The sequence below is a fragment of the Corynebacterium sphenisci DSM 44792 genome (assembly GCF_001941505.1).
In the GTDB taxonomy this organism is placed as follows: Bacteria; Actinomycetota; Actinomycetes; order Mycobacteriales; family Mycobacteriaceae; genus Corynebacterium; species Corynebacterium sphenisci.
In genome coordinates, this window is the sequence record NZ_CP009248.1 from 2,350,840 (window position 1) to 2,370,973 (window position 20,134).

A 20,134-nucleotide genomic window follows, 5' to 3' on the forward strand; every position below is an offset into this window, starting at 1 on the left:
GCTAGTTCCCTCCTGCCTGGATGGCGGTGATGGCGACGGTGTTGACGATGTCGGCCACCGACGCCCCGCGGGAGAGGTCGTTGACCGGCTTGTTCAGCCCCTGCAGGATGGGGCCCACCGCCAGGGCCCCGCCGCAGCGCTGGGCGATCTTGTAGCCGATGTTGCCGGCGTCCAGATCCGGGAAGACGAACACGTTCGCCCGGCCGGCCACGGCGGAGTCGGGCATCTTCTTCGCGGCCACGCCCGGGTCCACCGAGGCGTCGAACTGCAGCGGCCCGTCCACGGCGAGTTCGGGGTCGATCTCGCGGGCCCTGGCCAGGCCGGCGACCACCCGGTCGACGTCCCCGCCGGTGCCGGAGGCGCCGGTGGAGTAGGACAGCATGGCCACCCGGGGCTCGATGCCGAAGGCGGCGGCGGTGCCCGCGGAGCTCACCGCGATTTCGCCGAGCTGGTCCGGGGTGGGGTTGGGCATGACCGCGCAGTCCGCGAAGCCCCAGAGCCGGTCCTGCATGACCATGAGGAACAGGGAGGACACGGTGGACACCCCGGGCCGGGTCTTGATGATCTGGAAGGAGGGCTTGATGGTGTGCGCGGTGGTGTGCGCCGCCCCGGAGACCATCCCGTCGGCCAGGCCCTTGTGGATCATCATGGTGGCGAAGTAGGAGATGTCGTTCATCGTCTCCCGGGCCTGCTCCAGGGTGACGCCCTTGGCCTTGCGCAGCTCCGCGAACTCCTCGGCGAAGGCCTCCCGGTGCTCGGAGGCGGCCGGGTCCATCAGATGCGCCCCGGAGATGTCCGCGCCCAGCTCCGCGGCCCGGGCGCGCATCGCCTCCGGGTCGCCGAGGATGGTCAGCTCGCAGATGCCCTCGGCGAGGATCTCCGCGGCGGCGATCAGGATCCGGTCGTCGTCGCCCTCGGGCAGCACGATATGCCGGCGCTGCTCCTTGGCCCGCCGGGTCAGCCACCACTGGAAGCGCTGCGGCCCCATCACCGGCGCCACCTCGGCGGAGACCGCGCCGGTGAGGTCGCCGGCGGCGGCCGCGACCGGCACGTCGAGGTCCAGGTCGGCGACCGCCCCCGGGGCGGCGCCGGTGAGCGCGACGCCGAGCACGGTGGCGCCGTGGGCGCGCATCCCGGCGACGGCCATCCGGATCCGGGTCACCGCGGCGGCGTCGGAGCAGCCCTCGCCGTCGGCGGCGAGCACCACCCCGGAGCCGGTGGCGGCGGCGACCCGGGCGTCGAAGTCCAGGTTCCCGGTGGCGATCAGCACGATCGGGGTGTCCTCGGCGGCGCGGGCGTCCTCGACGAGGGTGATCGCGTGCGACAGGGCGGTGTCGGGGTCGTCGACGACCTGATCCACCGCCACGGCGCCGGGCACGCCCACGCAGTGCAGCGTGCGGGCCCCGCCGAGGGCGGCGCCGACGGCGTCGACCACCTCCCGGTAGTCGCCTGCGTTGTCGACGTCGGTGACGAGCACCGAACGCGTCCGGGTCTGGCTTCCGCTCACGGACCTGTCCTTTCCTCGGCCCCGCCCGGCCGCGGGGGTGGCGGCGGCGACGTCGGGGCCGTGCTTGAGTCGTGGTTCATCATCCACGGGGGATTGTGAGTGAGCTTACAGCCGGTTCCGCCCGTAAAACAGTCCGGGGGGAGCGTCCGGCCTCGGCCGCCCCGCCGCCGGCGGGGCGGATCCGGCGCGATTCCCCCGCCCAGCGGGCTAACGGCGTCAATGCGCCGCCACATGCGGGGATACCCCGATCGGCGGCTAAGGTGAACCTCACCCGGGTCTTCCCGCGGTCGCCGCCGGACACTATGGTGGGACGGTGGCCCGCCCGACGTCCCGCCGGTCGCCGGGCACGCCCCGAACCCGAGCAGAAAGCAGGTTGCACCGAAGATGACCCGTCCCCTCCGCGTCGCCGTGGTCGGCTCCGGCCCCGCCGGCGTGTACGCCTCCGACGCCCTGATGAAGTCGGGCCGCGAGGTCAGCGTCGATCTGATCGAGAAGATGCCCGCCCCCTTCGGCCTGATCCGCTACGGGGTGGCCCCCGACCACCCGCGGATCAAGGGCATCATCCGCAGCCTGCACCGGGTGATGGACAAGCCGGAGCTGCGGCTGCTGGCCAATGTCGAGTTCGGCCGGGATCTCACCCTGGCGGAGCTGGCCGGGCTCTACGACGCGGTGATCATCGCCACCGGCGCGGTCGGCGACCGGGACCTGGAGGTGCCCGGGGCGGAGCTGGCCGGCCACCACGGCGCCGGCGAGTTCGTCGGCTTCTACGACGGCAACCCGCTGTTCCCCCGGGACTGGGACCTCTCCGCGGAGAAGGTCGCCGTGGTCGGCGTGGGCAACGTGGCCCTGGACGTGGCCCGGATCCTGGCGAAGACCGCCGAGGAGCTGAAGGTCACCGAGATCCCGGACAACGTGCACGCCACCCTGTCCCGCAACGCGGCGCAGGAGGTGCACATCTTCGGCCGCCGCGGCCCCGCCCAGGCGAAGTTCACCCCCCTGGAGCTCAAGGAGCTGGACGGCTCGCGGAACGTGCAGGTGGTGGTGCCCGGCGAGGACATGGTCTACGACGCCGCCAGCGAGGAGGCCCGCCGGGGCTCGAAGATGGTGGATCAGGTGTGCACCATCCTGGAGGGCTACGCGATCCGGGACCTCGACGACCGCCCGCACCGGCTGTACATCCACTTCCTGGAGTCGCCGGTGGAGATCCTCGGCGAGGACGGCCGGGTCACCGGGCTGCGCACCGAGCGGATGGAGCTCGACGGCTCCGGCGGCATCCGCGGCACCGGCGCCTTCACCGACTGGGAGGTCGGCGCCATCTACCGGGCGGTGGGCTACCGCTCGGATCCGGTGCCGGACGTGCCCTTCGACGAGTCCGCGCACGTCATCCCCAATGAGGCGGGCCGGGTGCTCGACGCCGACGGCGCCCACATCCGCGGCCTCTACACCACCGGCTGGGTCAAGCGCGGCCCGGTGGGGCTGATCGGCAACACCAAGGGCGACGCGAACGAGACCGTGGCCTGCCTGCTCGACGACGTCGACGCCGGCCGGGGCCTGGACCCGGCCGCCCCGGGCCCGGAGGCGGTCACCGAGCTGCTCGACGCCAAGGGCGTGGAGTACCTCACCTGGGCGGACTGGCACGCCCTGGACGCCCATGAGCGCTCCCTCGGCGAGGCGGAGGGCCGGGAGCGCAAGAAGGTCGTGGAGTGGGCGGAGATGGTGGCCCGCTCCCGGGCCGCCCGCGCCGACGCGATCGCCGAGGCCGCCGCCGCCGACGGCGCCGGGGACTAGCCCCCGGCCGGTTCAGGCCGCGCCCGCCGCGCTCCCGGCCGCCGTCCAACGGTCGGCGACCACCGGGGCCAGGCGCGCCCCCAGCGGCTCGGCGGCGAGCACCCGGCCCGGCCCGGCCGCGGTCCACGCCCCGGCGGGCACCCGCCGCCGCGCCGCATCCCAGAGCAGCCCCGGGGCGGTGAACAGCGGCGCGAGCACCAGCGCCCGGCCGTCCTGCGCGGCCCGGGCCCGGGCCGCGGGCAGTTCCGCGGTGAACCGCGGCGCCCCGGCGCCGACGCAGAAGGCGTGCCGCACCCGGCCCGGCCAGCGCCCGTCCAGGCGGCGGGCGAACCCGGCGACCGCGGCATTGGCCGCCGCATCGGAGGAGCCCACGGCCACCACCAGGACGTCGGCGCCGCCGGCCGCGCCGGCCGCGCCCGCCGCGGCCCGGATCGAGCCCAGCATCGCCCGGGCCACCGGCTCGCCGAGGCCCAGGCCCGGGGCGATGCCCAGGCGCACCCCGGTGGCGGCCTCCGCGGCGGCGGCCTGGGCGGGCAGGTCCACGCGGCGGTGGAAGGCCCCGGTGAACAGCAGCGGGGCCACCACGGCGGCGCGCCGCCCGGCCGCGGCGAGCCCCGCGCAGGCCCCGGCGAGATCCGGTGCGCCGAACTCCAGCCAGGTCAGCCGCACCGCCGCCGGCCCGCCGGCGGCCGGGGCGGGCAGCCGGGCGGCGACCGCGCGGGTGAGCCCGGCCAGGGCCGGCGCGGCGCCCGGGTGCCGGCTGCCGTGCGCGCAGAGCAGCAGCGCGCTCACCGCACCAGCCCGGCGGCGAGGGTGTCCCCGTCGGCCGGGTCGACCAGCAGGAGCACCCCGATCCGGGAGAAGCCGGCGATGGCGCCGCCGCGGTGCGGCTCCACCGGCAGCGCGGCGGCGAGCTCGATGCGCACCTCGGCGAGATCATTGGCGGCCAGCCGGTCCGCGCCGGCGGCGCCCGCCCCGGTGTCCACGTCGATGAGCCGGCGCACCTCGGCGACCCGGGCGCGCACCTCCGCGGCGCCGTGGCGCAGCAGCACGGTGCGGCCGACCGGCAGCGGGCGATCGGCCAGGTGCACCACGGTGGCCCCGATGGCCCGGGTGGGCTCCGGCGGCGCCACCGCGATGAGGTCCCCGCGGGCCAGGTCCACCTGGGCGTCGAGGGTGAGCGCCACCGAGTCCCCGGCGGCGGCGGAGTCCACCGGATCCCCGGAGCGGGTCAGCCCGGTGATCCGGGCCCGCCGGCCGCCGGGGAGGTCCACGCGGTCGCCGGGGCGCACCCGGCCGGCGGCGATCCGCCCCGCGTAGCCGCGGTAGTCGCCCTCGGGGTGGCGCAGCACGGTCTCCACCGGCAGCCGCAGATCCGCCGCGGCGGCCGCGGCCGCGTCCGCGGCGAGGTCGAGGCCCTCGAGCAGCTCCAGCACCGCCGGGCCCGCGTACCAGGGGGTGCGCGCGGAGCGGGCGACCACGTTGTCCCCGTCCAGGGCGCTCACCGGCACCACGTCGATCCCGGGCAGGCCGAGCCGGGCGCCGAGCTCGCGGACCTCGGCCTCGATGGCCCGGAAGGGCGCCTCGGCGAAGTCCAGCAGGTCGATCTTGTTCACCGCGACGATGAGGTGGCGCACCCCGAGCAGCGCGGCCACGGTGGCGTGCCGGCGGGTCTGGGTGACCACCCCGTGCCGGGCGTCGACGAGCAGCACCACCGCCTCCGCGGTGGACATGCCGGTGACCGTGTTGCGGGTGTACTGCTCGTGGCCGGGGCAGTCGGCGAGGATGAAGGAGCGCGCCGGGGTGGCGAAGTAGCGGTGCGCCACGTCGATGGTGATGCCCTGCTCCCGTTCCGCGCGCAGCCCGTCGACGAGCAGGGCGAGGTCCACGCCCGAGCGGCCGCGGGCGGCGGAGCCGGCGGCGACCGCGTCGTACTGGTCGGCGAGGATGCTGCGGGTGTCGTGCAGCAGCCGGCCGACGAAGGTGGATTTGCCGTCGTCGACGCTGCCGGCGGTGCACAGCCGCAGCGCCGCCCGGGCGCCGGGTCCGGCGCCGGCGGCCGGGGCGGGGTCGATGGTGGTGATCGGGGCGGCCATCAGAAGTAGCCCTCCTTCTTGCGGTCCTCCATGGCGGACTCGGACAGTCGGTCATCGGCGCGGGTGGCGCCGCGTTCGGTGAGCCGGGAGCGGCGCAGCTCCGCCTGCACCGCGGCGATGTCGGCGGCCTCGGACTCCACCGCCCCGGTGCAGCTCATATCGCCCACGGTGCGGTAGCGCACCCGGCGGGTGACCAGCCGCTCTCCCTCCCGGGGCCCGCCCCAGTCGCCGGGCGCCAGCCACATCCCGTCCCGGGCGAAGACCTCCCGCTCGTGGGCGTAGTAGATGGCGGGCAGGGCCAGCCCCCGGGCGGCGATGTAGGCCCACACGTCGGCCTCGGTCCAATTGGAGATCGGGAACACCCGGATGTTCTCCCCGGGCGCGTGCCGGCCGTTGTACAGGCCCCACAGCTCCGGGCGCTGCCGGCGCGGGTCCCAGCCGCCGAAGGGGTCCCGGACGCTGAACACCCGCTCCTTGGCGCGGGCCTTCTCCTCATCCCGGCGGGCCCCGCCGAGCAGGGCGTCGTAGCCGCGTTCGGCGATGGTCTCCACCAGCGGCACGGTCTGCAGCCGGTTGCGGGAGCCGTCCGCGCGCTCGGCGAGTTCCCCGCGGTCGATCCAGTCCTGCACCCGGGCGATGTGCAGGCGCACCCCCTCCTCGGCGGCGACCCGGTCCCGGAACTCGATCACCTCCGGGAAGTTGTGCCCGGTGTCGATGTGCAGCAGCTCCACCGGGGGCGGGGCCGGGGCGAAGGCGCGGCGGGCCAGCTCGAGCACCACCACGGAGTCCTTGCCCCCGGAGAACAGCAGGCCCATCCGGTCGAATTGGCCGGCGGCCTGCCGGATCACGTCGATGCCCTCGGCCTCGAGCTCGGCCAGGCGGGGGTCCGGGTCCGGTGGCGCGCCGGGGCCGGGGCGCCCGGCGGCGGGGTCGTCGGGGCGGGTCTGGTGCTGGGTGATGGTGGTGGTCATGTGTGCAGTCCGCATTCGGTCTTCTCGTGCCCGGACCAGCGTCCGGAGCGGGGGTCGGCGCCCGGGGCGACCCGGGCGGTGCAGGGGGCGCAGCCGATGCTGGGGTAGCCGGCGCGGGTCAGGGGGTGCACGATGAGCTCGTGCTCGGCGATGTAGCGCGCGACGTCGGCCTCGGTCCAGGCGGCCAGCGGGTTGAGCTTCAGCCGCCCGGTGCGGTCGACCTCCAGCACCGGGGTGCGCGCCCGGGTGGGCGCGTCGCAGCGCTTCAGCCCGCTCACCCAGGCCAGGTAGGGCCGCGTCACCGCCGCCAGCGGCCGGACCTTGCGCAGCGCGCAGCAGCGGCCCGGGTCCCGGGCCCACAGGTCCGGGCCCTCCGCGGCGTCCTGTTCCGCGGGGGTGGCCTCCGGGGTGACGGTGCGCAGCCGGCCGGGGTAGCGCTCGGCGACCGCCGCGGCCACGGCCAGGGTCTCGGGGAAGTGGTAGCCGGTGTCCAGGAAGATCAGGTCCGCCTCCGGCGCGTGCCGGGCGGCGAGATCGGCGAGCACCGTGTCCTGCATGGACAGGGTCACCGCCAGCGGGCCGCGGACGTGCCCGGCGGCCCAGGCGAGGATCCCGGCGGCGTCCATCCCCTCCAGGGCGGGCCCGTGGTCCAGGGCCAGGCCCAGCAGCCGGCGGGCGATCGCCGGGTCGGCCAGGGCGTCCGGGGCCGCCGCGGCGGCGTCGGCGCGGATCAGCTCGGCGCTCATGCGATCACCGCCCGGGGGGCGTGGCCGTGCAGTTTCACGGTGAACACCCGGCAGCAGTCCCGGCAGGACCAGGCGTAGCCGGTCTCCGGATCCGGCCAGAGGTCCTCCCCGGCGCAGTAGGGGCAGTGCATCACCGCGCCCCGGTTCGGGTTGGGGTGGGCGGCTCGGCCGGGCAGCCCGGTCGGGTCCGGGGCCGCGGCGGCGGTGCTCGGCGCGGTGCGGCGGCTCATCGCAGCTCCTCCTCGGGGGCCCGGGCCACCCAGTCCCGGAAGGTTTCGCCGGGGCCCCGGCCGGCGCGGTAGGCGCGCACCAGGCGCTCCACGTAGTCGCCGAGCTCGGCGGAGGTGACCTTGTGCCCGCGCAGTTTGCGGCCGAAGCCCGCGTCCTCGCCGAGGCCCCCGCCGAGGTGCACCTGGAAGCCCTCCACCCGGTTGCCCGCGGCGTCGGTGACGATCTGGCCCTTGAGCCCGATGTCCGCGATCTGGGTGCGGGCGCAGGAGTTGGGGCAGCCGTTGAGCGCGATGGTGATCGGCGAGTCCAGGTCGCCGAGCCGCCGCTCCAGGTCGGCGACCAGCTCGATCGCCCGGGTGCGGGTGGTGACCAGGGCGAGTTTGCAGAACTCCAGGCCGGTGCAGGAGATCACCCCGCGGCGGAAGGCGCTGGGCCGGGCGGTGAGCCCCAGCTCGTCGAGGTCGGCGAGCAGCGGCCCGACCTCCGCATCGGCGACGTCGAGCAGGATCAGCTCCTTCATCACGGTGGTGCGGATGCGGGTGACCCCGTGCGCGTCGGCGATGTCGGCCAGGCGCACCAGGTCGGCGCCGCCGACCCGGCCCACGGCGGGTTTGACCCCGACGTAGTTGCGCCCGTCGCGCTGGCTGTGCACCCCGACGTGGTCGCGGTCGCCGGACTGCGGCCGCGGGGCGGGCCCGTCGACGAGGGGCCGGCCGAGGTAGTCCTCCTCCAGCACCCTCCGGAAGCGCTCGGCGCCCCATTCGGCGACGAGGAACTTCAGCCGGGCCCGGTTGCGCAGCCGGCGGTAGCCGTAGTCGCGGAAGATCCGGCATACCCCGGCCCACACCTCGGGCACCTCCTCGAGGGGCACCCAGGCGCCGAGCCGGCGGGCGAGCATCGGGTTGGTGGACAGGCCCCCGCCGACCCACAGGTCGAAGCCGGGGCCGTGCTCGGGGTGCTCGACCCCGACGAAGGCGACGTCCTGCACCTCGTGGGTGACGTCCAGGCGGGGCGAGCCGGAGACCGCGGACTTGAACTTGCGGGGCAGGTTCGCGAACTCCCCGGCCCCGGGGGCGTCCGGGTCGAGGTACTCGGCGCGGATCCGCTCGATGGCGGGGGTGCCGTCGACGATCTCGTCGGCGGCGACCCCGGCCACCGGGGAGCCCAGGATCACCCGGGGCACGTCCCCGCAGCCGAAGTGGGTGTCCAGGCCGACGGCCTCCAGGCGGCGCCAGATCTCCGGCATGTCCTCGATCCGGATCCAGTGCAGCTGCACGTTCTGCCGGTCGGTGAAATCGGCGGTGCCGCGGGCGAAGTCCCGGGAGATCTCGCCGATGGCCCGGATCCCGGCGACCGTGGCCTGGCCGCCGTCGAGCCGGATCCGCAGCATGAAGTAGCGGTCCTGCAGTTCGGCGTTGGTCATGGTGCCGGTGTGCTCCCCGCCGAGGTCCTGGCGGCGCTGGGTGTACAGGCCGATCCACTTGAAGCGGGGGGCGAGGTCCTCGGCGGGGATCGAGGCGAAGCCCTCCCGGGAGTAGATGTCCAGCACCCGCCGTTTCACGGCGATGCCGGGGTCGGCGGCCTTGAGCCGCTCATCCTCGTTGAGGGGTTCGCGGCCGTCGACCAGCCACTGCCCCTGCGGCTTGGGCGTGCGCTTGGGCCGGGGGCGCGCGGCCGGGGCGGCCTTCGTCGGGGTGGTCATGGCGGCGGGGTCCTTCGCGTCGGGGTCGGGGGGGCGGGGCGGCGGGGCCGCGGGACCCGGCCGGGTACGGGCCGGGTCCCGCCGCCGGCCGCACCACCCCGGGTGAAGTAGACAGTACGGTTCAGTCAGCGTGATTCCGAAGAGTAGACGTACCGATCTGTCTGTTGCAAATCGGGGCCCGGCGAGACCAGGTCGACGCGGGGCCGGCGGAAGGCGCCGCGGGCGGCGAGCAGGCCCAGCAGCGCCGCCACCGCCGCCGCCCAGCCGGCGAGCAGCCCGGCCAGCGCCGCCGGGGCGAGCGCCCCGGCGAGCAGGGTGCGCAGGTTCAGCGCCACCAGCACCGCGCCGACCACGATGCCCAGCAGCCGGGGGTTCGCCCGCCCGACCAGGGCCGCGGCGACCGGGGCGGCGGCCACCCCGCCGGCGAGCATCGCCGCGATCGCCCCGGCATGCGCGGCGAACTCCGCCCGCAGCAGCGGGGCGAACCCGGCCACCGCGGCGCAGGTGACCAGGAACTCCGCGGCGGAGACGGTGCCGATGATGGTGCGCGGCCGCCCGGACTCCACGCTGAGCAGCGTGGACGTGGTCACCGGCCCCCAGCCGCCGCCGCCGGTGGCGTCCAGCAGCCCGCCGAGCAGGCCCAGGGGCGCGAGCCGGCCGGCCCCCCAGCGGGCGCGCGCCGGCCGGGCGGCGCCCCGGGCGAAGCGGACGGTCACCCACAGGCCCAGGCCGAGCAGGATCGAGGAGGTCACCGGGGCGGCGGCGGAGGCGTCCAGGCCGGTGAGCAGGGTGGCCCCGGCGAAGGCGCCGATCGCGCCCGGCCCGCCGAGGGCGAGCACCCGGGGCAGGTCCACGTTGCCGAAGCGCCAGTGCGAGACCCCGGAGGCGGCGGTGGTGCCCACCTGGACCACGTGCACCACCGCGGAGGCCGTCGCCGCGGGCGTCCCGGTGACCATGAACAGGGTGGTGGCGGTGACGCCGAAGGCCATGCCGAGGGTGCCGTCGACGAGTTGGGCGCCGAGCCCGATGAGGGCGAACAGCAGGATCTTCTCCATGGGTGACTCCAGGGGCGGGGGCCCCGCCGCGCCCCGGCTGCGCACCGGGGGCGGGGCCCGCATTGGCGAAACTAGACCTTTCGGTCTAGTCTCATTTCACGCAACACTAGACCGACTGGTACGCGATTGCCAAGGGGTGGCCGAGTCCGCCCCGCCGCCGCGCCGCCCACCCGATGATGGAGGAACCCCATGACCCGCCCCGCCCCGCAGTCCCCGCCCGCCCCCGCGCCCGCGGCGCCACCCGGGGGCGCCGCCCCGCTGCGGGTGGCGGTGGTCGGCTCCGGCCCGGCCGGGGTCTACGCCGTGGACGCGCTGCTGAAATCCGATGCGGAGGTCGCCGTGGACCTCATCGAGCGGCTGCCCGCCCCCTTCGGGCTGATCCGCTACGGGGTGGCCCCGGACCATCCCCGGATCAAGGGCATCATCGCCAGCCTGCACCGGGTGCTGGACAAGCCCGGGGTGCGGCTGCTCGGCAATGTCGAGGTCGGCGCGGACGTCAGCGTCGCCGAACTGCGGGCGCGCTATGACGCGGTGGTGCTGGCCACCGGCGCGGTCGGCGACCGGGACCTGGACATCCCGGGCGCGGAACTGGCCGGGCACCACGGCGCCGGCGAATTCGTCGGCTTCTACGACTCGCACCCCGACTTCGCCCGCGGCTGGGATCTCTCCGCGGAATCGGTGGCCGTGGTCGGGGTCGGCAACGTCGCCCTCGACGTGGCCCGGGTGCTGGCCAAGACCGCCGATGAGCTGAAGGTCACCGAAATCGCGGACAACGTGCACGCGACCCTGGCGGGCAACGCCGCCCGGGACATCCACGTCTTCGGCCGGCGCGGCCCCGCCCAGGCGAAGTTCACCCCCCTGGAGCTGAAGGAGCTGGACCACTCCCCCACCATCGAGGTGCTCGTGGACCCGGCGGACCTGCGCTACGACGCCGCCGGGGAGGCCGCCCGGCGCAGCACCAAGGTCGTCGACCAGGTGTGCACGATCCTGGAGGACTACGCCCTCCGGGAGCCGAAGGGCGCCCCGCACCGGCTGCGCATCCACTTCTTCGAGAACCCGGTGGCGCTGCTCGGCGTCGGCGGGCGGGTCACCGCGATCCGCACCGAGCGCACCGAACCCGACGGCAACGGCGGGGTGCGCGGCACCGGCGAGTTCACCGACTGGCCGGCCGGGGCGGTCTACCGGGCGGTGGGCTACCGCTCCGACCCGGTGCCCGGGGTGCCCTTCGACGCGGCCACGCACACCATCCCGGAGCTCGGCGGCCGGGTGCTGGACCCGGCCGGGGCCCCGATCCCCGGGCTCTACGCCACCGGCTGGGTGCGCCGCGGCCCGGTCGGCCTCATCGGCAACACCAAGGGCGACGCCAACGAGGTCATCGCCAACCTGCTCGCCGACGCCGCCGCCGGGGCCCTGCCCGCCCCGGCGGCCCCCGGCGTCGACCGGCTGCTCGCCGAGCGCGGGGTGCAGGTCACCGACTGGGCGGGCTGGCGCGCCCTGGACGCCCACGAGCGCGCCCTGGGCGCCGCGGAGGGCCGGGAGCGCAAGAAGGTCGTGGAGCGCGCGGAGATGATCCGCCGCTCCCGCCCGGCAGCGGCGGAGGCGGCGCCGGTCACCGCCTGAGCGGGCGGGCCGGCTACTCCCCGACCACCCGGGTCAGCTGCTCCTCCAGGGCGTCCAGCAGGTAGGGGATGCCGAGCACCGTCTGCCAGGCCAGCGCCTCCTGCTGATCCTCCGCGAGCACCTCGCCAATACAGAAGGCATGACCCCCGGTGATCGCCGGCAGTTGGCCCAATGCCGGGTCGGCCTTCAAATCGTCCATCACACATTCCTCGCCCGGGGCGTCCAGGATGAGCACATCGAGGTCGAGCAGGTCGGCCCGTTCCCGAGAGAACGTCACGTAGTAGCCGTCCTCATCGAATTCGTCGAAGGACTCCGGGATGGTGAAGCCAATCGAGGCAAGCAGCCGGGAGCGCGGATCCTTGCTGGTGTTGACGCCGAGTTCGCCCTCCTCCACGAAGACCATCGCCGCGGTTTTGCCCTCCCATTCGGGATGGGCCTCGCGCAGCGCCGCGATCCGCTCGTGGACGTCGGCGATGAGCTCCTCGCCCTTCTCCGGCCGGCCCACCGCGGCGGCGGCGTCGCGGGTGGAGTCCTCCCAGCCCTGCCGCCAGTTCCCGTTGCCGGTCCGGTAGGTCACCGTCGGGGCGATCCGGGAGGGCTTGTCGTAGGTCTCCTGGTCGCCCCCCGAGTACAGGGCGAGGATGAGATCCGGTTCCGCCGCGGCGATCTCCTCGGCGTCGACCTCCTTCATGTCCACCCACTCCGGGGCGGGGCCCTCGATGAGCGGCTCCTGCCAGGGCAGCGGTCCCTCGCTGGTCCAGGCGCGCACCCACACCGGGGTGACGCCGAGGGCCAGCAGCGGATCGACGTCGCTGTGGCCCAGGGCCACCACCCGGGCCGGCGCCTGCTCGATGGTGGTCTCGCCGAAGGCGTGCTCGATGGTGACCGGGAAGGCCCCCTCCTCCACCTCCGCGGTGCTCTGCGCACCGGTCTCGGCCGCGGTGTCCCCCTCCTCCGAGGAACAGCCCGAAAGCCCCAGCCCACAGGCCAGGGCGATCGCCGCACCCGCAGCGGTGATGCGTCGTCCGATTCTCATCTCTCGTCCATCCGATCCGTAGTGGTTGGCGTACGTGGATCGGGCGAGGCCGCATCCGGACCCGGGGACGGTCGCATGACCTGGGCTGGCCGCGGGCGGAAGACGGCGGAAAACGTACCCCCCTCCGCGACGGATCGTCAAGGACCGATCGCGGGAGAGGGGTGGCGGCACCCTTGGTGCGGGATGCCGAGCGTGGCCGGTGGGGACGGCTATTCGCCGATGGTGTCAACGATCGCCTGCTCCAGTTCATCGAGGACGTAGAGCTGGGACAGCACCGTGGACCAGTTGATGGCGTTGGCTTCGGCTTCGTCCAATTTCTCCCCGATGGCGAATGAGCGATTGTCCTGCAGCACCTGGAGGTTGCCGAGCACCGGCTCGGCCGCAATTTCCGCTACGGGGGTGTCACCGGCGATCCACACGACAAAATCTAAATCAAGGAGATCTGCCTGTTCCGTAGACAAGTCCACGAAGGTGCTGCCGTCCGATGCTTCGGCGATCTGCTCGGGATATGCGAAGCCCATGCGGGCGAGCATCCGGTTGAAGGGATAATCGGGGGCGAAGGCACCGAAATGTTCCATCTCGGGTGCCGCGAGCACCGCGGTCTTGCCCTGCCAATTCGGATGCCGCTCCCGAATCCCGGCGTACTTGACATCGAGTTCATCGATGAGCTGCTGCGCCGCCTTCGGCCGGCCCACCGCCTCCCCCACCATCAGCAGGGTGTCTGCCGTGTCCTGCTGGTAATCGGCCTGCCCCTCCGCGTACGTCACCGTCGGGGCGATCTCCGACATCCGGTCGTAGTCGTCCTGCTCAAGACTGGTGAACATCGCGATGATGAGATCCGGCTTGGCCGCCGCGATATCCTCCATGTCCACGTCCCCCATGAACCACACCGGCTCCTCGCCCTGGATATGGGGTTTCTGCCACTCCTCGGGACCATCGCTGGTCCACCCGGTCACCCACACCGGGGTCACCCCGAGAGCGAAGAGGGCGTCCGCATCGGTCTGCCCGTAGGCGACGACCCGCTTTGGAGCCTTCTCGATGGTGGTCTCGCCGAAGGCGTGCTCGATGGTGACCGGGAAGGCCCCCTCCTCCGCCTCCACGGTGCTGTCCGCACCGGTCGCGTCCGCGGTGTCCCCTTCCTCCGCGGAACAACCCGAAAGCCCCAGCCCGCAGGCCATGACGATCGCCGCACCCGCGGCGGCGATGCGCTTGCCGATTCTCATCTCTCGTCCATCCGATCCGTAGTGGTTTGTGCTGCATGGATCGGGCGAGGCCGCCTCCGGGTCCCGAAACGGTCGATCGACCGCCTGGCTGGACGGGGCCGAAGACGGCTGAAAACGTACCCCCCCCCCCGCGACGGATCGTCAAGACCCGCTCGCGGGAGAGGGGGTGGCGGAAGCTCAGTCGAGCAGGCGCTCCAACAGTTCCTCAACATCGTCGAGAATGTACGACCAGCTCAGAGTGGTGGAGTACTGCCAGGCGGTCAGCTCCTCCTCCCCGAGATCCTCAAAAATGCAGGCGGCCCGCCCCTCGGCGATGGCGGGTACTCCGCGCATGACGGGATCCGCACGCAACTTGTCCATGGAGCACTCGTAGTCGATGAACAGCAGCGCATCGGCCTCGAAAAGATCGGTTCGCTCATCGGAGACCTCCACCCCGCCATCATCGGAGGCTTCGTCCACCGCGCTCGGCACAACCAGGCCAAAAGCCTGGGGTAGCTGAGTCCGATCGGCAGTGGAATCATACAACCAGGACAACGCCGGATTCCGGTCACCGACGTTGACGGTCTTCCCCGCCCAGTCCGGGTGCCGGTCGGCGATGGCCTTCATCCGATCCTCAAGCTCCGAGACGGCGTCAGCCGCCGCCTGCGGCCGGCCCACCGCCTTACCGACATCCTCCATGACCAGCTCGATGGGTTGGCCCATTTCGGCGTAGCCCTCCCGATGGGTCACGGTCGGCGCAATCTGGGAAAGCCGGTCGTAGACATCACTGTCCTCCACCCGGGTCATCGCGATGATGAGATCCGGTTCCGTTGCGGCGATCTGCTCGTAGTCCACTTCTCTGTCCGTGGACGCCTGCGGCAGTTCACCCTCGATGACCTCGCTTTGCCACGATGTCGGGAAACTTTCGTGGTAGTCATAGGTCCATACCGGGGTCACCCCCACCGCAAGGAGGTAATCCACATCGACCCAGCCAAGAGCCACCACCCGCGTCGGCGCCTCTTCGATGGTGGTCTCGCCGAATGCGTGCTCGATGGTGACCGGTAAGGCCCCCTCCTCCACCTCCGCGGTGCTCTGCGCACCGGTCGCGGCTGCGGTGTCGCCCTCCTCCGCGGAACAGCCCGTGAGCCCCAGCCCGCAGACCAGGGCGATCGCCGCACCGACGGCGGTGATGCGTCGTCCGATTCTCATTCTCTCGTCCATCCGATCCGTAGTGGTTTGTGGTGCATGGATCGGGCGAGGCCGCATCCGGCCCCGGGGACGGTCGCATGACCTGGGCTGGCCCCGGGCCGAAGACGGCTGAAAACGTACCCCCCCCCCGCGACGGACCGTCAAGACCCGGTGGGCGGAAGGGGGTGGGGCGGACGCCGGCGGGCCGGCTCAGTCGCCGAGCTCCTCGACGAGCATCGGCTCGATCTCGTCGAGCACGTGATCCAGGCTCAGCACGGTCTGCCACTGGAAGGCCATGCCGAGCTCGGGGTCATCGAAGAACTCGTCCACGCACACCGAGCGGCCCTCCTTGACCACGTCCAGCCGGCCGAGGATCGGGTCGGTGGCCAGGCTGCCGCCGGGCCCGGTGGTGCACCCCTCCTGACCCCAGAACACGACGTCCAGCTCCAGCACATTGGCCTGCTCCAGGGAGAACGCGGAGACGTGGCCGCCCTCGGCAAGCTCGGCGATCTTCTCCGGCACCACCATGCCCAGCTTGGCGAAGAACCGGGATCGCGGGTCATCCGGGGAATAGGCGTTGATGAGGTCCTCGCGGGCGATCGCCAGGGCGGTGGTCTTGCCCTCCCAGTTCGGGTGCCGCCCCCGGATGGCGGTGAAGCGGCCCTCGATGTCGTCGATGAGGTCCCGCGCCGCCTGCGGCCGGCCGATGGCCTCGCCGATCATCTCCGCGGTGATGTCCCACGGCTGCTGCCAGTCGGCGTATCCCTCCCGGAACGGCACCACGGGGGCGATCTCGGAGAGCTGCTCGTACTGCTCCCGGGTCATCCCGGAGTACATCGCCACGATGAGATCCGGGTCCACGGCGGCGACGTCCTCCGGGTCGATCTCCTCGCCGTCGTAGAACTCGGGCAGCTCGCCCCGGGCGGCCTCGAGTTGCCAGCCGGTGGGCTCCGGGGTGTTCCACTCCTTGACGAACACCGGGGTCACCCCGAGGGCGAGCAGCGGATCGATGTCGTTCTCCCCGTAGGCCACGACCCGCTGCGGGGCCTCCTCGATGGTGGTCTCCCCGTAGGCGTGCTCGATGGTGACCGGGAAGGCCCCCTCCTCCACTTCGACGGTGCTCTCCACTCCGGTCGCGGCCGCGGTGTCGCCCTCCTCCGAGGAGCAGCCCGCAAGGCCCAGCCCGCAAGCCAGGGCGATGGCCGCTCCGGCGGCGGTGATGCGTCGTCCGATTCTCATGTCGTGTCCGTCCGATCCGTTCTGGTTGGGGATGCATGGATCGGGCGAGGCCGCATCCGGACCCGGGGACGGTCGCATGACCTGGGCTGGCCCCGGGCCGAAGACGGCTGAAAACGTACCCCCCCCCCGCGACGGACCGTCAAGACCCGGTTGCGCGGAGGGGGAGGCGGCAGGGGCACGGGGTCCGCCTCGTGCCGGCGGCGCGGGGGCTACTCCGCCAGCGCCTCGGCGAGCGGCTCCTCGATGCCGTCGAGGAGGTAGTTCAGGCTGAGCACCGACTGCCATTCGAAGGCCTCGGCCAGCATCGGATCATCGGCGGCGAGCAACCCAAGAGGGATGACGTGGCCCTTCTTCGCCACATCCAGGCCGGCGAGCACCGGCTGCGCCATGAAGGACTCATCGCTGTCGCTGTAGAGGAAGAACACATCCTCGTCGACCACGCTGGCCTGTTCCAGGGAGATGTCGGCCCACACGTTGTCGCCGACCATCGCGTCAACCTCCGGGGACATCCGGAAGCCGAGTTTGCCGAAGAAGGCGCCGCGCGGGTCCAGCGTGGTCAGCATGGACAGCTGGCCGTTCTCCTCCTCGTACAGGCCGGCGACCGCGCTCATCTCCTGCCATTCGGGGTGCCGTTCCCGGATGCCCTCGAACTTGCCCTTGACCTCCTCGACGAGCTCCTTCGCGGCCTTCGGCCGGCCCACGGCACGGCCGATCCGCTCGGTGGTGACGTCCCAGGGCTGCGACCAGTCCGGGTACTCCTCGGCGTAGGGCACCACGGGCGCGATCTGGGAGAGCTTGTCGTAATCCGCCTGCTCCAGACCGGCCCACTGGGCGACGATGAGATCCGGCTCCAGTGCGGCGATCTTCTCGTCCGCGTTCTCGCCGGACGGGATGTTGAAGGCCGGCTGCTCGCCGGTGTCCGCGTTCTTCTGCCAGGCCAGCGGTTCATCGCTGTGCCACTCCGCCACGCCGACCGGGGTGACGCCCAGCGCCAGGAGCGGGTCCACGTCCGTCGCGCCGAGGGCGACGACCCGGGTGGGCGCCTGCTCGAGGGTGGTCTCGCCGAAGGCGTGCTCGATAGTGACCGGGAAGGCCCCGTCCTCCACGCCCGCGGCCGCCGAGGTTTCCTGTGCCTTACCCGTCTCATCCGGGGAGCAGCCCGCAAGGCCGGGCCCGCAGGCCAGCATCAGTGCCGCACCCGCGGCGGCGATGCGCGTGCCGATTCTCATGTCGTGTCCGTCCGATCCGTTCTGGTTGGCGTACGTGGATCGGGCGAGGCCGCATCGGATCCCGGAATGATCGCATGACCTGGGCTGGTCCCGGGTCCGAAGACGGCTGAAAACGTATCCTCCCCGCGACGGACCGTCAAGACCCGGTCGTGCGGAGGGGGGAGGCGGCAGGGGCGCGGGTTCCACCTCGTGCCGGCGTCGCGGGGGCTACTCCGCCAGCGCCTCGGCGAGCGGTTCCTCGATGCCGTCGAGGAAGTAGCTCAGGCTGAGCACCGACTGCCAGTCGAAAGCGTCGCTCAGCGTGTCATCCCCGGCGGCGAGCAGCCCCAGCGGGATGACGTGACCCTTCTTCGCCACGTCCAGGCCGGCGAGCACCGGCTGCGCCATGAACCCCTCGTCGCTGTCGCCGTAGAGGAAGAACACGTCCTCGTCGACCACGCTGGCCTGCTCCAGGGAGATTTCGGCCCACACGTCCTCGCCGACCATCGCATCGACCTCCGGGGACATCCGGAAACCCAGATTGCCGAAGAAGGCGCCGCGCGGGTCCAGCGTGGTGAGCATGGACAGTTGACCGTCATCCTCCGAGTACAGGCCGGCGACCGCGCTCATCTCCTGCCATTCGGGATGCCGCTCCCGGATCCCGTCGAATTTGGCCTGCACGTCATCGATGAGCGCCTTTGCGGCCTTCGGCCGGCCCACGGCACGGCCGATCCGCTCGGTGGTGACGTCCCAGGGCTGCGACCAGTCAGGGTACTCCTCGGCATAGGCCACCACCGGCGCGATCTGGGAGAGCCGGTCATACTCCTCCTGCTCCAGGCCGATCCACTGGGCGATGATGAGATCCGGCTCAAAGGCGGCGATCTCCTCCGGATCCACCTCACCGACCGGGATGTCGAAGGTCGGCTCCTCACCGGTCTCCGCGTTCTTCTGCCAGGCCATCGGCTTATCGGTGTGCCATTCCACGCCACCAACCGGGGTCACGCCCAGCGCCAGCAGCGTGTCCACGTCGCTCCACCCGAGCGAGAAGACCCGCTCCGGGGCCTTCTCGATGGTGGTCTCGCCGAAGGCGTGCTCGATGGTGACCGGGAAGGCCCCCTCCTCGACGCTCGCCGCCGAGGCCGCCGAGGTTTCCTGGGCCTCCCCCGCCTCATCCGAGGAGCAGGCCGTCAGTCCCAGCCCGCAGGTCAGGGCGATTGCGGCGCCAGCGGCGGCGATCCTTGTGCTGATTCTCATGTGTCCGTCCGATCCTGGTGGTTGGTGATGCAGGGATCGGGCGAGGCCGCCTCCGCGCCCCGGGATGGGTCGGTCGACCGGCTGGCTGGGCGGGGCCGAAGACGGCTGAAAACGTACCCCCCCCCCGCGACGGATCGTCAAGATCCGGACTCGCGAGGGGGTGGGCGGGGACGGTCACCGCCGGCTGCGAAGCCACGGCCGGGTTGCGCGGATGCCCCGACTACGTGCCGATGGTCTCCTCGATGACGGCGACGTAGGTGTCGAGGAAGTGGTCAATGGACAGCACGGTGTTCCACATGAGCGCATAGTGCATCCCATCATCGATGTGGTCACCGGTGACGAAGCTGCGACCACCGGTGACCACCTCCAGATTCCCCAGAATCGGATGCTCGGAGATCACCAGGGCACCCGCTTCGCGCCCCTCACCCTCGAGCGTGCAGTTTTCCCAGCACTCCCACACCACCATGTCGTGATCGACGAGACCCGCCTGCTCCATGGAAATAAAGACATTTGTCGTACCGTCACCAAGGGCGGCGACCTCATCCGGGTAGACGAACCCGAAGTCGTGAAGCATCCGGTTGCTCACGTCACCCTCGGGATAGGCGATCAGCTCCTCCTGGTCGGGGACGATGACGACGGCCTCTTTACCGGCCCAGTTCGGATGATCCTCAGCGACCTTCGCAATCCGATCCTCCAGGTCGGTCACCAGCTTCTCGGCGGCGGCCGGCTTGCCCACCGCCTTGCCGATGATCCGGGTGGTCTCCTGCCAGGACTGCTGGTAGCCACCGGTTTCCTCCGCGTAAGCGACCACCGGGGCGATGTCCGAGAGCTTCTCGTACTGGTCCGGTTCGAGATCCGCGTACTGGGCGATGATCAGATCCGGGTTCTGCGCGGCGATGCTCTCGAAATCCATCTCCTCCTCATGGTTGAACCAGAGCGGATCCCCGTCCACCAGAGGCTGCTGCCATTCATTGGGCCCCTCATCGGTCCAGCCACGAACCCACACCGGGGTGATGCCCAGGGCGAGCAGCGGATCGACATCGCTTTCCCCGATCGCCGCGATCCTGGTGGGGGCCTCCTCGATGGTGGTCTCCCCGAAGACGTGCTCGATGGTGACCGGGAAGGCGCCCTCCTCGGCCTCGACCGCAGCGGTCGCGTCCGCGGCGTCCCCGCCATCCCCCGAGCAGCCGGCGAGGCCGAGGCCGCAGGCCATGATGACCGCCGCTCCGGCGGCGGCAAATCGCTGTCCGATTCTCATGTCGTGTCCGTCCGATCCGTTCTGGTTCGCGTT

At 72.5% G+C, this 20,134-nt stretch carries 17 protein-coding genes; 2 read left to right on the forward strand and 15 right to left on the reverse strand.

Annotated elements, in window-relative coordinates; genetic code table 11:
* Position 1: 1 nt before the first annotated feature.
* Entirely contained in the window at positions 2-1,366 is a 1,365-nt protein-coding gene (gene pta, locus CSPHI_RS10750; RefSeq protein WP_425429742.1) for a phosphate acetyltransferase, read from the reverse strand.
* A gap of 525 nt (positions 1,367-1,891) precedes the next feature.
* On the opposite strand from pta, the gene CSPHI_RS10755 reads away from it, so the two are divergent.
* A complete protein-coding gene (locus CSPHI_RS10755) occupies positions 1,892-3,295 on the forward strand; it encodes an FAD-dependent oxidoreductase (RefSeq protein WP_075693198.1) in 1,404 nt (467 codons plus the stop codon).
* A 12-nt stretch (positions 3,296-3,307) separates the two neighbouring features.
* On the opposite strand, the gene CSPHI_RS10760 is transcribed toward CSPHI_RS10755, so the two are convergent.
* The 7 genes from CSPHI_RS10760 to CSPHI_RS10790 all read right to left on the reverse strand — a co-directional run bounded on the left by CSPHI_RS10760 (position 3,308) and on the right by CSPHI_RS10790 (position 10,096).
* Positions 3,308-4,087, reverse strand: coding sequence for a sirohydrochlorin chelatase (locus CSPHI_RS10760; protein WP_075693200.1), 780 nt, complete (start codon positions 4,085-4,087; stop codon positions 3,308-3,310).
* The gene (locus CSPHI_RS10765; RefSeq protein ID WP_075693202.1) at positions 4,084-5,391 is read right to left on the reverse strand and encodes a sulfate adenylyltransferase subunit 1; all 1,308 of its coding nucleotides are present in this window, start codon (positions 5,389-5,391) and stop codon (positions 4,084-4,086) included. The genes CSPHI_RS10760 and CSPHI_RS10765 overlap by 4 nt, the downstream gene beginning before the upstream one ends.
* Positions 5,391-6,377, reverse strand: a complete 987-nt coding sequence (cysD, locus tag CSPHI_RS10770) for a sulfate adenylyltransferase subunit CysD (RefSeq protein ID WP_211274667.1) — start codon at positions 6,375-6,377, stop codon at positions 5,391-5,393. The genes CSPHI_RS10765 and cysD overlap by 1 nt, the downstream gene beginning before the upstream one ends.
* The gene (locus CSPHI_RS10775; protein WP_075693204.1) at positions 6,359-7,108 is read right to left on the reverse strand and encodes a phosphoadenylyl-sulfate reductase; all 750 of its coding nucleotides are present in this window, start codon (positions 7,106-7,108) and stop codon (positions 6,359-6,361) included. The genes cysD and CSPHI_RS10775 overlap by 19 nt, the downstream gene beginning before the upstream one ends.
* Positions 7,105-7,338, reverse strand: a complete 234-nt coding sequence (locus tag CSPHI_RS10780) for a hypothetical protein (protein ID WP_075693206.1) — start codon at positions 7,336-7,338, stop codon at positions 7,105-7,107. The genes CSPHI_RS10775 and CSPHI_RS10780 overlap by 4 nt, the downstream gene beginning before the upstream one ends.
* Positions 7,335-9,041, reverse strand: coding sequence for a nitrite/sulfite reductase (locus CSPHI_RS10785; protein WP_075693208.1), 1,707 nt, complete (start codon positions 9,039-9,041; stop codon positions 7,335-7,337). Before CSPHI_RS10785 ends, CSPHI_RS10780 begins: the two co-directional genes overlap by 4 nt.
* 125 nt (positions 9,042-9,166) lie before the next feature.
* Positions 9,167-10,096 (reverse strand): sulfite exporter TauE/SafE family protein, encoded by a 930-nt coding sequence (locus CSPHI_RS10790; protein WP_157118543.1) that lies wholly within the window; start codon positions 10,094-10,096, stop codon positions 9,167-9,169.
* A gap of 189 nt (positions 10,097-10,285) precedes the next feature.
* Here CSPHI_RS10790 and CSPHI_RS10795 point away from each other — a divergent pair, with 189 nt between their 5' ends.
* Positions 10,286-11,716 (forward strand): FAD-dependent oxidoreductase, encoded by a 1,431-nt coding sequence (locus CSPHI_RS10795; RefSeq protein WP_075693212.1) that lies wholly within the window; start codon positions 10,286-10,288, stop codon positions 11,714-11,716.
* A gap of 13 nt (positions 11,717-11,729) precedes the next feature.
* On the opposite strand, the gene CSPHI_RS10800 is transcribed toward CSPHI_RS10795, so the two are convergent.
* The 7 genes from CSPHI_RS10800 to CSPHI_RS10830 form a co-directional block, all read right to left on the reverse strand.
* Complete coding sequence (locus CSPHI_RS10800) at positions 11,730-12,752, reverse strand: ABC transporter substrate-binding protein (protein ID WP_075693214.1); 1,023 nt, start codon at positions 12,750-12,752, stop codon at positions 11,730-11,732.
* A 209-nt stretch (positions 12,753-12,961) separates the two neighbouring features.
* Positions 12,962-13,975, reverse strand: coding sequence for an ABC transporter substrate-binding protein (locus CSPHI_RS10805; protein ID WP_075693217.1), 1,014 nt, complete (start codon positions 13,973-13,975; stop codon positions 12,962-12,964).
* Between the two features lie 177 nt (positions 13,976-14,152).
* Entirely contained in the window at positions 14,153-15,163 is a 1,011-nt protein-coding gene (locus tag CSPHI_RS10810; protein WP_169840410.1) for an ABC transporter substrate-binding protein, read from the reverse strand.
* 189 nt (positions 15,164-15,352) lie between these two features.
* On the reverse strand, positions 15,353-16,381 hold the full coding sequence (locus CSPHI_RS10815; RefSeq protein ID WP_075693220.1) for an ABC transporter substrate-binding protein: 1,029 nt from the start codon (positions 16,379-16,381) through the stop codon (positions 15,353-15,355).
* Positions 16,382-16,590: 209 nt separating this feature from the next.
* Positions 16,591-17,610: an iron-siderophore ABC transporter substrate-binding protein gene (locus CSPHI_RS10820; RefSeq protein ID WP_075693222.1), complete on the reverse strand. Its 1,020-nt coding sequence runs from the start codon at positions 17,608-17,610 to the stop codon at positions 16,591-16,593.
* 207 nt (positions 17,611-17,817) lie between these two features.
* Positions 17,818-18,843: an iron-siderophore ABC transporter substrate-binding protein gene (locus tag CSPHI_RS10825; protein ID WP_075693224.1), complete on the reverse strand. Its 1,026-nt coding sequence runs from the start codon at positions 18,841-18,843 to the stop codon at positions 17,818-17,820.
* Positions 18,844-19,063: 220 nt separating this feature from the next.
* Complete coding sequence (locus CSPHI_RS10830) at positions 19,064-20,101, reverse strand: ABC transporter substrate-binding protein (protein ID WP_075693225.1); 1,038 nt, start codon at positions 20,099-20,101, stop codon at positions 19,064-19,066.
* Between the last annotated feature and the right edge of the window lie 33 nt (positions 20,102-20,134).

Bases quoted from the DNA above. Each gene is read 5' to 3' on its own strand.
- CSPHI_RS10795 (WP_075693212.1), top strand. From the start codon at position 10,286: ATGACCCGCCCCGCCCCGCAGTCCCCGCCCGCCCCCGCGCCCGCGGCG.
- CSPHI_RS10785 (WP_075693208.1), bottom strand. From the start codon at position 9,041: ATGACCACCCCGACGAAGGCCGCCCCGGCCGCGCGCCCCCGGCCCAAG.
- cysD (WP_211274667.1), bottom strand. From the start codon at position 6,377: ATGCGGACTGCACACATGACCACCACCATCACCCAGCACCAGACCCGC.
- CSPHI_RS10815 (WP_075693220.1), bottom strand. From the start codon at position 16,381: ATGAGAATCGGACGACGCATCACCGCCGCCGGAGCGGCCATCGCCCTG.
- CSPHI_RS10790 (WP_157118543.1), bottom strand. From the start codon at position 10,096: ATGGAGAAGATCCTGCTGTTCGCCCTCATCGGGCTCGGCGCCCAACTC.
- CSPHI_RS10830 (WP_075693225.1), bottom strand. From the start codon at position 20,101: ATGAGAATCGGACAGCGATTTGCCGCCGCCGGAGCGGCGGTCATCATG.
- CSPHI_RS10780 (WP_075693206.1), bottom strand. From the start codon at position 7,338: ATGAGCCGCCGCACCGCGCCGAGCACCGCCGCCGCGGCCCCGGACCCG.
- CSPHI_RS10755 (WP_075693198.1), top strand. From the start codon at position 1,892: ATGACCCGTCCCCTCCGCGTCGCCGTGGTCGGCTCCGGCCCCGCCGGC.
- CSPHI_RS10765 (WP_075693202.1), bottom strand. From the start codon at position 5,391: ATGGCCGCCCCGATCACCACCATCGACCCCGCCCCGGCCGCCGGCGCC.
- CSPHI_RS10775 (WP_075693204.1), bottom strand. From the start codon at position 7,108: ATGAGCGCCGAGCTGATCCGCGCCGACGCCGCCGCGGCGGCCCCGGAC.
- CSPHI_RS10800 (WP_075693214.1), bottom strand. From the start codon at position 12,752: ATGAGAATCGGACGACGCATCACCGCTGCGGGTGCGGCGATCGCCCTG.
- CSPHI_RS10825 (WP_075693224.1), bottom strand. From the start codon at position 18,843: ATGAGAATCAGCACAAGGATCGCCGCCGCTGGCGCCGCAATCGCCCTG.
- CSPHI_RS10820 (WP_075693222.1), bottom strand. From the start codon at position 17,610: ATGAGAATCGGCACGCGCATCGCCGCCGCGGGTGCGGCACTGATGCTG.
- CSPHI_RS10805 (WP_075693217.1), bottom strand. From the start codon at position 13,975: ATGAGAATCGGCAAGCGCATCGCCGCCGCGGGTGCGGCGATCGTCATG.
- CSPHI_RS10810 (WP_169840410.1), bottom strand. From the start codon at position 15,163: ATGAGAATCGGACGACGCATCACCGCCGTCGGTGCGGCGATCGCCCTG.